Raw genomic sequence first — 14,398 nt, 5'->3', positions numbered from 1 at the left:
GTCAGCCGGGCGCTGCCCCGACATGGCGCCAGGAATAGGAGCCCGAGGCGCGCGCCGGAACGGCGGCCGGCTGATAGTAGCTGTCGATCGCCGGCAGCCGGCCCTCGGTGAGGCGCTTGATGGCAGTCGCATTCGAGACGGAGAAACTGTCGATGCCGCAGCGCTGCATGAGCGGGATCTGGTCGATCAGCACGTCGCCCGTTGCGCGCAACTCTCCGGAATAGCCGAGGCGCGAGCGCAGCAGCGAAGCCTGCGAATAGGCACGTCCGTCGCTGAAGGCGGGGAAGGTGACCGCAATCAGAGCGAGCTTGCCCAGATACGGTTCAAGCGCGCGCACATCATCGGCCGGGCCGACGATCACGCCGACATTTTCCGGCTGGCGCTGTTCGTCCGGAAGATCGAGGTAGCGCTGCAGCGTCACCAGCAGGCGGGCATTGGCGCCGATCGCATCAATGGCTTCCTCTTCGCCGGCGATGCGCCAGGCATCATCGGAAGCAAAGCCGTCGGATTTCCACAATCTGGTCTCACTCATGACAGGTTCCTCAATCACGCGGCTTTGGACGTTTCGCCGTAAAGCGCTTCCTTGAAGGGTGCCGGACCCACGCGCCGATAGGCCTCAAGGAATGTCTCATCGGCGTTCTCACGCAGGCCGAGATAGGTCTCGACGATGGTCTCCACCGCGTCTGTGATCTTCTCGGGCTCGAAGCCGCGGCCGATGATCTGGCCGATCGAAGTGTTTTCGTCGCCCGAGCCGCCGAGGGTGATCTGATAGAGCTCCGCGCCCTTCTTCTCGACGCCCAGAATTCCGATATGGCCGACATGGTGGTGGCCGCAGGCGTTGATGCAGCCGGATATCTTGATCTTCAGCTCACCGATTTCCTGCTGGCGCTCCAGCGAGGCGAAGCGCTCGGAAATTTCCTGGGCAACGGGGATCGAACGGGCATTGGCGAGAGCGCAATAGTCGAGCCCGGGGCAGGCAATGATGTCTGTGACGAGGCCTGCATTGGCCGTTGCCAGTTCCACCTCGAGCAGTGCCTTGTACACATGTTCCAGATCGGCGAATGCGACATGCGGCAGGACGAGGTTCTGCTCGTGCGAGACGCGGATCTCGTCATGACCGAACTTCTCGGCAAGGTCGGCGACAACTTCCATCTGGGTATCGTTGGCGTCGCCCGGAATGCCGCCGATCGGTTTCAGCGAAATCGTCACGACGCCGTAGTCCGGGTGGCGGTGCGGTGTCACATTCTGATGCACCCAGGCAGCGAAACCGGCATCGGCCTTCTTTGCCGCTGCCAGCAGGCCCCAGCCTTCCGGGCGGTCCTGCAGGCTGGGCGGCGCGAAATAGTCGGCGATCGCCTGGAGATCGTCCTGCGGCAGCTTCAGCTCGGTTTCCTTGAGTTTTTGCCACTCGGCCTCGACCTGGCGGGTGAATTCTTCCTCGCCGGTCTCGTTGACCAGGATCTTGATGCGCGCCTTGTACTTGTTGTCGCGCCGGCCGTTGAGGTTGTACACGCGCATGATCGCCGTCGTGTAGGACAGAAGGTCGGCTTCCGGCAGGAAATCGCGGATCTTCTTGGCGATGACCGGCGTACGGCCCTGGCCGCCGCCCACATAAACGGCAAAGCCCAGCGCCCCGGCCTCGTTGCGCTTCAGGTGCAGACCGATATCGTGGACCTGGATGGCCGCGCGGTCGCGCTCGGCGCCGGTGACGGCGATCTTGAACTTGCGCGGCAGGAACGAATATTCCGGGTGGTTGGACGACCACTGACGCAGGATTTCGGCATAGGGGCGCGGGTCGGCGACCTCATCGGCGGCAGCGCCGGCGAAATGGTCGGCCGAGACATTACGGATGCAGTTGCCGGATGTCTGGATGGCGTGCATCTCGACTTCGGCAAGCTCCTCTAGGATCGCCGGGGTGTCGGAGAGCTTGGGCCAGTTGTACTGGATGTTCTGACGGGTGGTGAAGTGGCCGTAGCCCTTGTCGTAGTCGCGGGCGATGCGGGCGAGGCGGCGCATCTGGCGGCTGTTGAGCGTACCGTAGGGGATCGCCACCCGCAGCATATAGGCGTGAAGCTGCAGATAGACGCCGTTCATCAGACGCAGCGGCTTGAACGCGGTCTCGTCGATCTCGCCGGACAGGCGGCGCTCGACCTGGTCGCTGTACTGGGCGACCCGCTGGCGCACGAAATCGTGGTCGAACTCGTCGTAACGGTACATGGATCGTGCTCCTTAGGCGGCCGTGGCCGGCTTGAATTCGGACTGCTTGCCGAGATCGGTACGGATTGTCGGGCCGGCGGCGCGGATGCGCTCGCGCAGGCGGATCGGAAAGATGTCGCCATCGATTTCCTCGACATCGATCAGATCGACATCGACGACGAGATTGTCGTTGAAGGCTGATTTGCCGGCTTCCTCGAGCGCATCGACCGCTTCCTGGTGGCGGCCGATCAAGGCGTTGTCGATGCTTTCGAGCCACTGGCCGTTGGCGCCGAGCCACACGGCGATCCCGTCGGTCAGGCGGTTGGCTGTCAGTACCTTATTCATCTCGGGCATCCTTTCCATACGCCTAGGCGGCAGCGAATTGTTCGAGGGCCGACGAAAGCGGCGTGGATTGTTCGAAATTGGCGCCGGCAACGGCATCGCCGATGATCACCATGACCGGGCCGGAAAGCCGCGACAGGCGTTCGATTTCAGGCAGTTCCCGCAAGGTGCAGTGCAGCAGCGTGCGGTCGGGGCGGCTTGCATTTTCGATGATGGCGACCGCCGTATCGCTGGCGAGACCGGCCTCCATCAGCCGTCCGGAAACCGAGGCGGCGACCGTGCGGCCCATATAGACCGCGATGGTGGCGCCGGAGACGGCGAGCTTCGCCCAGTCGGGCAGGATCTTGCCCTTCAGATCATGGCCGGTGGTGAAGACCAGTGAAGAGGCGACACCGCGCAGGGTCAGCGGCAGTTCGAAATCGGCGGCCGCGGCAAAGGCGGAGGTGATGCCCGGCACGATCTCGTATCCGATACCGGCATCGCGCAGGGCGGCCATTTCTTCTGCTGCGCGGCCATAGACCAGCGGATCGCCCGATTTCAGGCGTACGACGCGCCGGCCGCTCTCAGCCAGTTCGACCAGAAGAACGTTGATCTCGTCCTGCGATTTCGAATGGCAACCCTTGCGCTTTCCGACCGAGATGCGCTCGGCATCGCGCCGGCCCATATCGACAATGGTCTCCGGCACCAATGCGTCATAGAGGATGACATCGGCTTCCATGAGGACGCGCTGGGCGCGCAAGGTCAGAAGGTCTTCGGCTCCGGGGCCCGCGCCGACGAGCCAGACATAGCCCTCGGCCTTGCCGGTTCCGTGCAGGAGCTGCGTCGCAGCCCTTTGGGCGGCTGCAAGATCCTGGTTCTCGACCGCATCGCGCACGCTGCCGGAAAAGAAGTTGCGCCAGAAGCGCCGGCGCGTCGCGCCGCGCGGCAGCACCTTGTCGACGGCGCCGCGATAGCTTTCCGCAAGCCGGGCGAGGGAGCCGAGCGAGGGCGACAGCATCTGGTCGACGCGGGCACGGATCATCTGCGCGAGAACCGGGCCGGCGCCTTCGGTGCCGATGGCAACGGCCACCGGTGCGCGGTTGACGAGCGCCGGGGTCAGGAAATCGCAATAATCGGGCTGGTCGACGGCGTTGGCCGGAATGCGCGCGGCGCGCGCGTCCGTCACGATGCATGCATCCAGTTCCGCGTCGCCGGTCGCCGCGAAAACCAGCGTCGCGCCTTCGAGCTGGCGCTTTTCGTAGGCGGCGGGAACCGTGGAGATGGTATTTTGCTGCAGGTAAGCGGAGAAGGCCGCTTCCGGCGCATCGGCATAGACGGTGATCGCCGCTGCCGTGTTGGCGAGCAGGCGGGTCTTGGCAAAGGCTTCGTCGCCATTGCCGAACACGGCGACCTTTTGACCGGCGACATTGAAAAAGGCCGGGAAGGTCGAAAGTCTGCGGTTGCCGTTTGTCATCGTATCCCTGAAGGCACACTTGTTGCTCTGCAGGGAATTTTCCTAAAAACGGCAGCGGGTTTGAAGAAATGCAATTCTGCCGAAACGCCCGATGGGATATATTTATACCAGCACGGCTTTGCCAGGCGGATCATTTGCCTAAGAGCCCGTCTTGAAAGTCCTCGGCTGAGGATTGGCACGCGATTTTTTCCTCTCGCGCGGCGTCGAACGCAGTCGATGCGGGAGCATCGGCGAGGATCGACAACAAAGCGAGGGGGAAAAAGCGCCGCCAAGCCGACCCGACGGACTTTCAAGACGGGCTCTAAGAAGGCCTCCCGGGTGACACGGAAGGCAAGGGGCAGCGTGGTTCAGGGTTCGAAGCGATCCGATTGCGGCCTGGCGATGTCGTGAAGCCGCGTCGCGCCTTTGACGCGCGGGACCTCGCCGCCCATCATGAAACGCAGCATGTTGGGCGAGAACCGTTTGTTTTTCGGATCGAGCACCGTGAGATCGCCGGACAGAAGGCGCTGCATGTCCGGTGTCAGGCCAAGCCGGGGCCTGCCTTGACCTTGCGGCGCAATGTTCGCCGCCGCCGCGTTGCCGTCAAGACCCTTACCGACGCCCGGTCCGGGAAACTGTTCGGGATCAAAGCTCAGGGACGGCGCGTGGTTTCCGTCTTCATAGACGAAGCCTTTTCCCGTAAACCATTCGCGCGTCGGGAATTGCGCTTCCTCAACCTTCAGTTCGATTTTCTGGCCGTCGATCTCCACTTTCGGGTGAACTGTCCAGTGCCGCGGACTTGTCATGGCCGGTGCAAACAGCTCAAGCTCGCCGTTTTCCAACACAATGGCCTTGTCTTGAGCCCGGAAACGCTGTTTCCTGTTGTATGTATTCGCAAATTTTTCAAAGCCCTTGGCCTGGTTGCGAACCGGCCCGGCATAGATTTCATATGATTTTCTGATGCCGTCGTCGGCCTTCCTGACTTTCCAGTTCCCGACTTGTTCGAACCCCGGCCCGTCGAAGGCATGGGCCATGACGGCGCGCGACAGGCGCACGATGTCTTTCCAGTCGCCGTCCTTCTTCCTGACATAGTCGCCGATCCTGATGCCAATGGCGTTGTTCCACATGTCGAGGCCGTTGTCGGCTCCGTTTGCCTCTATGCTTTCATGTCTATTGAGCCTTGAAAGGGCTATCCGCGTCCCGAAACGCCTGGCGAGTTCCGCCGACAGGAGGATATGACGATAAGCGTCCGCCGCACCGCCATTTTGCCGTCCGGGAAGCTGTGATGCGACTGTCTCCCCAACGACCAATTTCTTTGGGCTATCAAAGAAGCGCTCGTAAATTGATTCCAGGTTCATGTAATTATACCCCGATTCTTTCCTTATATTTTTCATAAATAATCAATAAAAGGAAAATACTTATTGTATTCACTATAAATCTCTCTCGATTTATATGTGGATGCATATCCAAATTGTCTATAAAGAATACGAATATAGATGTTAGAAAAAAGAAAATATTCGGCAATAAGCAAAAATACAAAATAATATTGAGTTTGAATTTTAAATTAAATAAAATATATAAGATAAAAAATATGCTTGCTATTTCGCTATATATTAATATTATCTGAATTAATTGGTATCTTTCTTTATGTATAATTTGATCAACACCGGAAAGCAGCCATGAAATATCCTGATTTGCGAAATGCGCTGCGGCGGAAAACAGAAAGAACGCAGCGCATAGAAGCCAAATGATCCCTTTGGAAGGGGCTGCTTTTTTCGAGTTTTGAAATGACATCAACGCCTCCAGCGGATCAGTTGTGCGGTCCGTAGTGAATATGGCCGTCGTTTTTGCAGGTCAGCCTGTTCGTCTTTACCGTCTTGTTGCTGATTGAAAGTCGGGTGCATTTGTCGTTCTCGAACATAATTCAGTTCAATTTACACATTTCATCTCACTGGCCTTGATCTATAAATTGTGTCAATTAAAAATATTAAACAAAAGCAAATTGTGTTCAGTAAAAACCTAAATTCATTTTCATAGTAATTATTAAAAGGGAAATCTATAATGCAAAAAATGAAAAATATTACAGAGCTTAAAATATTTATTTGGTAGCATATAAAATAAGCTTCCTTGTAGTATTTCGATCGGAAAAAAACTGAAATGATAAAAGCAATATTCGATGTAATATATATTGCAAAAAACAGACTGGAGAGATCGTAGATGTAGGTGAACACATCCGCATAATCATAAATCGCATGCAGTGTGTCCGTGTTCATACGGTATGATAAAATGGACATGGCCAGGAGAGTCGTTGCCAGCACCCACAGGGTTCGTTCGCGGGGATGTTTATCCGTGGTGCTTTTCAAGGTTTCGTCTGCCCCATCTTTGTCTTGCAGCCGTTGCCATTCGCGATGTTGCAGGTCCCGTCAGCGTCCTTACCAGCTAATCGGGCCAGTTTGGCGAAGCACGCGCCACACGCGAGTTTTATCCCGGTCGCACGCAATCATGTTCTTTTTTTGTTCCAATGGCAATGCCATTAAGACATATTGTTGGATTTGCGCTTGGCCGGTCTGAATCCGATCGGCAGGAGCGTGGTCATACCGGGCCGGTGTTTCCGCAACATCGGTGTTCCTGATGCAGGCAGTTCATTGCAAACCGGCCCCATTTTCAATCTGGCCTTCGCTGCCGTGCTCGGCTAGCATTTGCGCATAATGATCAAAATATGGAGGTCCCCATGAAACTCTCCCGGCTCTTGTTTGCCAGCTCGGTCTTTGCCCTCGCCGCCGGACCGGCGCTGGCCGAGTACAAACTCAACATTGTCCACATCAACGACCTGCACAGCCGCATCGAATCCATCAACAAATACGATTCCACCTGCTCGGCCGAGGACGAGACGGAAGGCAAGTGCTTCGGCGGTGTCGCCCGGGTGGCGACCAAGATCAACGAGTTGCGCGATGCCGTGAACAGTGCCGGCGGCAATGTGATCGTGCTCGATGCGGGCGACCAGTTCCAGGGCTCTCTCTTCTATACGACTTACAAGGGCGACGCCGCCGCGGAGTTCATGAACAAGATCGGCTTTGACGTCATGGCCGTGGGCAATCACGAATTCGACGACGGTCCCGAAGCTCTTTCGAAGTTCCTCGACACGGTGAATGTCCCGGTGATTTCCGGCAATACCGATGTGTCCGGCGACAACATGCTGGCCGGCCGGATTCCAGGGCATGTGGTGCTCGATGTGGGCGGTGAGAAAATCGGCATCGTTTCGGTGCTGGCGACCGACACGGACGAGACTTCGTCGCCCGGTCCGAGCGTGAAATTCAACGACGAGATCGAATATCTGAAGAAGGCCGTGGCCGAACTGGAAGCCGAGGGCGTCAACAAGATCATTGCGCTCACCCATGTCGGCCTCAACCGGGACAAGGAGATCGCAGCCGCCGTGCCGGGTCTTGATGCCGTTGTCGGCGGCCATTCCCATACGCTGCTGTCGAATACGGTCGAGGGTGCACAGCCCTATCCGACCATGGTCAAGGGGCCGGACGGCAAGGATGTTCCGGTGGTGCAGGCCTATGCCTATTCCAAATATGTCGGCGATCTCGCACTGACCTTCGATGATGACGGCAATGTCATTTCGGCCGGCGGCGATACGATCGTGCTCGATTCATCGGTCGAGCCGGATGCCGAAATCCTCGCCCGCGTGAAGGAACTCGGCGGTCCGATCGAAGAACTCAAGGGCAAGGTCGTGGCGCAGTCCGACGACCTGATCGTCGGAGACCGCGCCGTGTGCCGGGCCGAGGAATGCTCCATGGGCAACCTGGTGGCCGATGCGATGCTCGACCGGGTGAAAAGCCAGGGCATCCAGATCGCCTTCCAGAATGGCGGCGGCCTGCGTGCTTCGATCGACAAGGGCGAGGTGACCATGGGCGAAGTCCTGACGGTGCTGCCGTTCCAGAACACGCTTTCGACCTTCCAGATCAAGGGTCAGGGCCTGATCGACGCGCTGGAAAATGGCGTCAGCCAGGTCGAGGATGGCGCCGGCCGCTTCCCGCAGGTGGCCGGAATGAAATTCACCTGGGACCCGGCTGCCGAGCCCGGAAAGCGCATCGTCAGCGTCATGGTCGAGGGCGATGGCGGTTTTGAGCCGATCGATCCGAGCAAGGTCTACGGCGTGGTCTCGAACAATTATGTCCGCAACGGCGGAGACGGATACAAGATGTTCAAGGCCGACGCCATCAACGCCTATGACTACGGTCCCGGTCTCGAAATCGTCGTTGCCGACTATCTGGCGGCGAACGCGCCGTACAAGCCGTTCGTCTCGGACCGGATCACCAAGAAGTAAAATTGCACACCGCTCCGCCCGGACTGTTTCGGGCGGGGCCTCTTCACCGCGTCAGATCCGTGATATCGCGGAAGATCTCGTCCCACTCGGCATCGCTGAAATCGGTCAGGCCGAGCGCACTCAGCATGAAGGCGCCCTCGCTCGCAAGCAGGGCCATCCGCAGCCGGCGTCCTTTATCACTTGAATAGTCCAGGTTGTCGAAACGCGACCGGTACCAGTTTCTGGTTTCGATCTGGTGGGCTTCCGACTGCGCGAGCAGAAGCAGCATTGCCGCGTTTCTGGACTGCTGCTCCTTCATGTCGCTTCGCGCCGCGGTGATAAAGGCACGGATGTCGCCAATGTCCGTTTCATCGCCCGCGCTCAGTTCGCTGATCCTGTCGTCGAATTCCCCATTCCATCGCTTGAACATGGCGTCGATCAACGCGTCGCGGGTGCCGAAGCAGGACTGGACACCGCCCTTGGAGATACCCGCCTTTGCGGCAACGGCGCCGATCGACAGGCCGGGCGCGCCTTTTTCGCGGACCACCCGTTCGGCCGCATCCAGCACTTTTTCCCGGTCGATTGTCTTTTTTCTGCCCAATGTTTCCGCCTTTTAAATACGATCGTATTTTTATTATTGCATTTTTATAAATACGACCGTATTTGTAACTAATCAAGCGACCCGTCAGATCATCGTGGTCCGAAATCCGCAGGAGTGGCAATTGTTCAACAACAGATGGCTCGTCCTGGCGACCGTATCGTCTGCCCTGCTGATGATCGTCATGGACCTGACGATCCTCTACACGGCGCTGCCGAGACTGACCTTTGCACTCGGCGCCAGCGCTTCGGAGAAACTGTGGATCGTCAACGCCTATTCGCTGGTGATCGCCGGTGTGCTGCCGGTGTTCGGAGCCCTTGGCGACCGCTGGGGTCACCGCAATCTGTTTCTTGCCGGCCTCGGCGTTTTCGGGGCGGCTTCGCTGATCTGTGCCTATGCGCCGAACCCGCAAATCCTGATTGCCGGGCGGGTCGTGCTGGCGTTGGGTGGCGGCATGATGATGCCGGCGACGCTGTCCATCATCCGACTTACCTTCACCGATCCGCGCGAGCAGGCCATGGCCATTGGCATCTGGTCGGCCGTGGCCGCGGGCGGCGCGGCGGCCGGGCCGGTTGTCGGCGGTGTTCTGCTGGAATTCTTCTGGTGGGGGTCGGTCTTCCTCGTCAATCTGCCGATCGTAATCATCGCGCTGACGGTTGCCGCGACCCGCATCAGGAACAGGCAGCCCGAGAACCGCCGCCCGCTGGACTGGCGCGGTGCCTTCGAAGTCATGTTTGGCCTGATTGCGACCGTCTACGCCTTCAAGGAGATCGTAAAGCGTGATCCGTCCTTTGCCGTTGCCGCGATAACCGGGCTGCTCGGAATCGTGACGCTGGTCCTGTTCGCCCGGCGCCAGCGGCGCATCGCCGATCCGATGATCGATTTCGCCCTGTTTGCCGATGTCCGGTTTTCCTCGGCGATCCTTGTCGCCTTCGTCAGTTCGGTGTCGATTGCCGGGTTCGAACTGGTATTCAGCCAGCGGCTGCAGCTCGTCGACGGGCTTTCGCCGCTCAATGCGGGTCTCTACATATTGCCCGCGGCGCTGGCGTCCCTTGTTGCCGGGCCGGTGGCCGGCCTGCTCATCCCCAGATGGGGGCAGGAGCCGCTCTTGTGGACCGGCACGCTGCTTGGCGGTGCCAGCATGGCGGGCGCTGTCGCTGCTTTCGCCCACAGCGGCGCCTTGACCGTCGCCGGGCTGATCGGTCTCGGTTTCGGCATCGGCGTGGCCATGACCGCCGCCTCCAGCGCCATCATCAACGGAAGCCCGCCGCACAGGACCGGCATGGCGGCATCGATGGAGTCGGTCGCCTACGATATGGGCGCCGGGATCGGCGTCGCGGTTTTCGGCGGGCTGATGTCGGCGGCCTACACATATTCCTTCGTGATGCCGGACGGGATTGCGCTTCCGGGAACGGCGCGTGACAGTCTCGAAGAAGCGATTATCGCCGCCGGCCAACTGCCTGCTGTCGAGCAGCTTGCGGTCGAGGCGGCCGCCAAGGCCGGCTTCGTCGACTCGTTCTATTTTGTCTCTGCCAGCGTCGCCCTGGTGCTGATTGCCACGGCCCTCGTCGTCTATGCGAGGAGCCGGTCGAGCCGTTTGCGGCATGCAACGGCTGAACGATAGCGGGCGCGAAAATGCGGTAAAACGGAACGCGGCTGCCGCGAGAAACACAATGCCATTGATTCGGGTCAAATAATTGCCGAATGTCGGGCTGTAACATGATCGGCAACGCAGAATTCAAGGGATAGTGGCGCATGGCTTTCGAAGATCTGATTACCCGCATCAACATGCTGTTTGTCGAAATGGAGAACCAGCCGGAGGATGCGAGCGAGTTGCTCGATCAAATCCACCTTGAGCTGAACCGTCTGAAAGCGACCGGCCAGCCGCTTCCCGAGGATCTTGTCCAGCTGGAGGCACGGCTCGAGCGGGAATTCGGCGGCAATGCCGGCGACACGGACGCCTGATCCCGAACATCCACGACCGCGCGCACCGGGCGGAAACGGCCCGCCTTCCCCTCGCGCCTCATGGCTGCTGTGGGCGGAATTGGCGACAGTTACGCTCGCGCCGCTGTTGCTGCTGAGCCTGCCGGTCCAGCAGGTGCGGTTCCTGGCGCTCTTCCTGCTGGCCGGCTACTGCCTGGTCCGGATGCTCGGAAATGGCACTGCCGGAACCTATCTGCGGTTCGACTGGACGGCCTGCCGTGTGGCGTTGCCGGGCATTCTGTTGCGTTCGGCGATCGCCTGGCTGGCCGTCGCCGGTCTGGTCTGGTGGCTTTATCCGGATCAGTTTCTGTGCCTGCCGCAAAGCAGCCTTGCCTTCACGCTGCTCATCGTCGTCGGATACGGTCTGGTTTCGGTGCTGCCGCAGGAAATCGCGTTTCGCGGCTATGCGGGATGGCGTCTCGACGGGCTGAACATGTCCTTTGTTCCCGCTGCGCTCATTTCGGCCGCCATTTTCGGCTGGGTCCATATCATCTTCGGATCATGGATTTCGGCAGTGCTCGCCTTTTTTGCCGGGATCGTCTTCTACCGGACCTATCGCGCGAGCCGTTCGCTGGCCGCTGTCTGGGTGGAGCACACGCTCTTCGGCGCTGCCGTCTTCGTGCTCGGCCTGCACCATCTGTTCTACCGGGGACCGTCCCTCGACCAGTTCGCGTCCCTGTGCATGGGCAATCCCTGATCAGGCCCTACGCGGCGACCTCTTCCATCTTGACCTCATAGCCCCAGAGGGTCCGAAGATGCGCGATGGTGGATTCCTTCTGCTCCTCGTCCAGTGAAATGCCGTTGCGGCGCGTGTGCTGAAGCTTGAGCTGACGGTCTCCGAGCAGGTCCACGTCGACGACCTGGATATAGGGTTCGAGCGTCGACAGGTCGTGGTTCTGGGCAAAGACCTCGCGCACCTTGCGGAAGCCGCGCTCATCATGGATGCCGGTCACCGTGTAGTAGGGATCGTCCGCATTGTCGGATACGGCGAACATGTGGAACTGCCGGATCACGGCGGGACTCAGGAATTGCTGAATGAAGGATTCGTCGCGATAATTCGCCCAGGCTTCCTTCAGAACGCCTTTCCAGTCCTTGCTTCCGGCAATGTCCGGGAACCACTCGCGGTCTTCTTCTTCGGGCGTCTGGCAAATGCGCTGGATGTCGCGCATCATGGCAAATCCCAGCGCGTAGGGATTGATGCCGCTGAAACGCGGGTCGTCGAAATCGGGCTGGAAGATCACATTGGTGTGGCTGTGCAGGATCTCGAGCAGGGCGCCGTCGGTGATCAGGCCCTTTTCGTGCAGCGCATTGACGATATGGAAATGGACGAAGGTCGCGCAGCCTTCATTCATCAGCTTGGTCTGTTTCTGCGGATAGAAATACTGGGCGATGTTGCGGATGATGCGCAGCACTTCGCGCTGCCAGGGCCGCAGGACGGGGCTGTAGTGTTCGAGGAAATAGAGAAGGTTCTCCTCCGGCAGGTGCAGTTCGCGCTTGCGTTCGCGCATTTCCGCGTCCGCCTTTGCCGAGTGCTCCGAGCCCGGCACGGTGCTCCACAGATAGCTGACGGTCTGTTCCTCGTATTCGCGCCGTTCCTTGCGTCGTTCCCGTTCCTCGCGCAGCGAAGGGCTTCGCGGCCGGCGGTAGCGGAAAACGCCATGCGGCATCAGCGCGTGGGCCGCGTCGATCACCCTTTCGACTTCAGAGACGCCATGACGTTCCTCGCAGCGGGCGATGAAGCCGCGGGCATATTCGAGATAGTCGAGAATGCCGGCGGCGTCCGTCCACTGGCGGAACAGGTGGTTGGTCTTGAAGAAGTGGTTGTGGCCGAAGGCGGCGTGGGCCATGACGAGGGTCTGCATCGCCATGGTGTTTTCTTCCATGCAGTAGCTGATGCAGGGATCGGAATTGATGACGATCTCGTAGGCGAGGCCCATGGCGCCCTTGCGATAGTGCACCTCGTTGCTGACGAAATGCTTGCCGAAGGACCAGTGGCGATACATCAGCGGCATGCCGATGGAGGAGTAGGCGTCGAGCATCTGCTCCGACGAGATGATCTCGATCTGGTTGGTGTAGAAATCCAGTTCAAGGTCCTTGCGCGCCACCTCCTCGATCGCGTCATAGACGACGCGCAGCGTGTCGAAGGTCCAGTCCGCGCCGTCGAACAGGGGCTGCTTGTTTTTCCGGGCGGTCCGGTTCGCTCTTGTCGTTCTAGTGGCCATTGTCTTCCGCCGTCTTCTTTGCAAAGAGTTCCCGGAAGACCGGATAGATATCGCCGGGCCGGGCAATGCGTTTCATGGCGAAATTCGGCCACCGGCCGGCAACGCGCCGGTATTCGCGCCACAGTTCGATGCCGTTTTCCTCGCTGTTGAGGAATTCGGCCTCGGCTTCGTCGACAATCTCCACATAGGCGAAATACTGGCAGTCCTTCATCAGCTCCTCATTGAGGATCTGGACGCATTTCTTGGAATCGCCGGAGTAATTCTCGCCGTCCGAGGCCTGGGCGATGTAGATGTTCCATTCCGAGGCCGGATAGCGGTCCTCGATGATCTGCCTGGCTTCGACAAGCGCGGTGCTGACGACGGTGCCGCCGGTTTCACGGGCGTAGAAAAACGTCTCCTCGTCGACCTCCTTGGCATTGTGGGTGTGACGCACGAACACAAGATCGACCGATTTGTAGCGCCGGCTCAGGAACAGGTGCAGCAGGACGAAGAAACGCTTGGCGAGGTCCTTTTCGCGCTCTCCCATGGAGGCGGATACATCCATGAGACAGAACATGACGGCCCGCTCGCGCGGCTCCGGACGCATCTCGAAATAATTGTAGCGCACGTCGAGCGGGTCGATATAGGAAATGACCTTCTGGCGGCGCAACAGGTCCTCCAGCAGCTCATGCAGTACAGAGAGTTCCAGGCGCTGCTCCTGTGTCGGTTTGGAAATCTTCTCCATCTTGAAGATCTCCTCGCGCAGGGCGCGTACCTCCAGGTCCTTCGGCCTTTTCAGTGCCAGCCGTCTGCCGAGCGCATTGCGCATGGTGCGCTCGACATTGATGTTGGAGGGCGAGCCGGTGATGGAAAAGCCGGCCCGGAAGGGCTTCGTCACCTCGATCTGCTTGAGGCCCCGCTTGACGAGATTGGGCAGTTCCATGTCCTCGAAGAACAGGTCGAGGAATTCGTCCCGCGACAGCACGAACAGGAAATCGTCCTCGCCTTCTCCGCTGTCCGAGCCCTCCTTGCCGCCGTCCCCGCCTTCGCCGGAGGGCGGTTTCTTGATCTTGTCGCCGGCCTGGTAGGACTTGTTGCCGGTGGAGGCGTAGTCCCTACGGCCGGCCTTGCGCGAATGGCGGAAACTCGGCTCGGCGATGCTGTCGGCCGGCACCACCACCTCTTCGCCGCTGTCGGTGTCGGCGATGCCGCGCGTGCGCACGGCCTCGTCGACTGCCTTCTTGACATGGGAGCGCACGCGCTTGAGGAACCGCCGCCTGTTGCCGAGGCTCTTGTCCTTGGGGTTGAGGCGGCGGTCGACGAAATGACCCATG

12 protein-coding genes are annotated in these 14,398 nt (G+C 59.5%); 4 read left to right on the top strand and 8 right to left on the bottom strand.

Annotated elements, in window-relative coordinates; genetic code table 11:
• Nucleotide 1: 1 nt before the first annotated feature.
• The 5 genes from OOZ53_RS17440 to OOZ53_RS17420 form a co-directional block, all read right to left on the bottom strand.
• The gene (locus OOZ53_RS17440) at nucleotides 2-532 is read right to left on the bottom strand and encodes a DUF934 domain-containing protein (protein ID WP_271090958.1); all 531 of its coding nucleotides are present in this window, start codon (nucleotides 530-532) and stop codon (nucleotides 2-4) included.
• A gap of 14 nt (nucleotides 533-546) precedes the next feature.
• Complete coding sequence (locus OOZ53_RS17435) at nucleotides 547-2,217, bottom strand: nitrite/sulfite reductase (protein ID WP_271090957.1); 1,671 nt, start codon at nucleotides 2,215-2,217, stop codon at nucleotides 547-549.
• Between the two features lie 12 nt (nucleotides 2,218-2,229).
• Nucleotides 2,230-2,541 (bottom strand): DUF2849 domain-containing protein, encoded by a 312-nt coding sequence (locus OOZ53_RS17430; protein WP_271090956.1) that lies wholly within the window; start codon nucleotides 2,539-2,541, stop codon nucleotides 2,230-2,232.
• A 22-nt stretch (nucleotides 2,542-2,563) separates the two neighbouring features.
• Nucleotides 2,564-3,991 (bottom strand): siroheme synthase CysG, encoded by a 1,428-nt coding sequence (cysG, locus tag OOZ53_RS17425; RefSeq protein ID WP_271090954.1) that lies wholly within the window; start codon nucleotides 3,989-3,991, stop codon nucleotides 2,564-2,566.
• Between the two features lie 347 nt (nucleotides 3,992-4,338).
• A complete protein-coding gene (locus tag OOZ53_RS17420; protein WP_271090953.1) occupies nucleotides 4,339-5,328 on the bottom strand; it encodes a hypothetical protein in 990 nt (329 codons plus the stop codon).
• A gap of 1,373 nt (nucleotides 5,329-6,701) precedes the next feature.
• Between OOZ53_RS17420 and OOZ53_RS17415 the strand changes: the two genes are divergently transcribed.
• Nucleotides 6,702-8,303: a bifunctional metallophosphatase/5'-nucleotidase gene (locus OOZ53_RS17415; protein ID WP_271090952.1), complete on the top strand. Its 1,602-nt coding sequence runs from the start codon at nucleotides 6,702-6,704 to the stop codon at nucleotides 8,301-8,303.
• Between the two features lie 43 nt (nucleotides 8,304-8,346).
• Here the strand turns inward: OOZ53_RS17415 and OOZ53_RS17410 are convergent, their stop codons facing one another.
• On the bottom strand, nucleotides 8,347-8,883 hold the full coding sequence (locus OOZ53_RS17410) for a TetR/AcrR family transcriptional regulator (protein WP_271090951.1): 537 nt from the start codon (nucleotides 8,881-8,883) through the stop codon (nucleotides 8,347-8,349).
• 121 nt (nucleotides 8,884-9,004) lie between these two features.
• On the opposite strand from OOZ53_RS17410, the gene OOZ53_RS17405 reads away from it, so the two are divergent.
• The 3 genes from OOZ53_RS17405 (at nucleotide 9,005) to OOZ53_RS17395 (ending at nucleotide 11,560) form a co-directional block, all read left to right on the top strand.
• Nucleotides 9,005-10,504, top strand: a complete 1,500-nt coding sequence (locus tag OOZ53_RS17405; protein WP_271090950.1) for an MFS transporter — start codon at nucleotides 9,005-9,007, stop codon at nucleotides 10,502-10,504.
• Nucleotides 10,505-10,635: 131 nt separating this feature from the next.
• A complete protein-coding gene (locus OOZ53_RS17400; RefSeq protein WP_271090949.1) occupies nucleotides 10,636-10,845 on the top strand; it encodes a hypothetical protein in 210 nt (69 codons plus the stop codon).
• Between the two features lie 79 nt (nucleotides 10,846-10,924).
• The gene (locus OOZ53_RS17395; RefSeq protein WP_271090948.1) at nucleotides 10,925-11,560 is read left to right on the top strand and encodes a CPBP family intramembrane glutamic endopeptidase; all 636 of its coding nucleotides are present in this window, start codon (nucleotides 10,925-10,927) and stop codon (nucleotides 11,558-11,560) included.
• Nucleotides 11,561-11,567: 7 nt separating this feature from the next.
• Here the strand turns inward: OOZ53_RS17395 and OOZ53_RS17390 are convergent, their stop codons facing one another.
• A complete protein-coding gene (locus OOZ53_RS17390) occupies nucleotides 11,568-13,085 on the bottom strand; it encodes a SpoVR family protein (protein ID WP_271090947.1) in 1,518 nt (505 codons plus the stop codon).
• A complete protein-coding gene (locus OOZ53_RS17385) occupies nucleotides 13,075-14,397 on the bottom strand; it encodes a YeaH/YhbH family protein (RefSeq protein WP_271090946.1) in 1,323 nt (440 codons plus the stop codon). The genes OOZ53_RS17390 and OOZ53_RS17385 overlap by 11 nt, the downstream gene beginning before the upstream one ends.
• Nucleotide 14,398: the final 1 nt, after the last annotated feature.

It is taken from the genome of Allohoeflea poritis, assembly GCF_027889715.1.
Classification (GTDB): Bacteria; Pseudomonadota; Alphaproteobacteria; order Rhizobiales; family Rhizobiaceae; genus Hoeflea_A; species Hoeflea_A poritis.
The sequence above is the reverse complement of the archived record's forward strand: the minus strand, read 5'-3'. Positions and strand labels throughout refer to the sequence as shown.

Coding starts and splice junctions, on each gene's coding strand:
- OOZ53_RS17440 (WP_271090958.1), bottom strand. CDS start 532: ATGAGTGAGACCAGATTGTGGAAATCCGACGGCTTTGCTTCCGATGAT.
- OOZ53_RS17435 (WP_271090957.1), bottom strand. CDS start 2,217: ATGTACCGTTACGACGAGTTCGACCACGATTTCGTGCGCCAGCGGGTC.
- OOZ53_RS17430 (WP_271090956.1), bottom strand. CDS start 2,541: ATGAATAAGGTACTGACAGCCAACCGCCTGACCGACGGGATCGCCGTG.
- cysG (WP_271090954.1), bottom strand. CDS start 3,991: ATGACAAACGGCAACCGCAGACTTTCGACCTTCCCGGCCTTTTTCAAT.
- OOZ53_RS17420 (WP_271090953.1), bottom strand. CDS start 5,328: ATGAACCTGGAATCAATTTACGAGCGCTTCTTTGATAGCCCAAAGAAA.
- OOZ53_RS17415 (WP_271090952.1), top strand. CDS start 6,702: ATGAAACTCTCCCGGCTCTTGTTTGCCAGCTCGGTCTTTGCCCTCGCC.
- OOZ53_RS17400 (WP_271090949.1), top strand. CDS start 10,636: ATGGCTTTCGAAGATCTGATTACCCGCATCAACATGCTGTTTGTCGAA.
- OOZ53_RS17390 (WP_271090947.1), bottom strand. CDS start 13,085: ATGGCCACTAGAACGACAAGAGCGAACCGGACCGCCCGGAAAAACAAG.
- OOZ53_RS17385 (WP_271090946.1), bottom strand. CDS start 14,397: ATGGGTCATTTCGTCGACCGCCGCCTCAACCCCAAGGACAAGAGCCTC.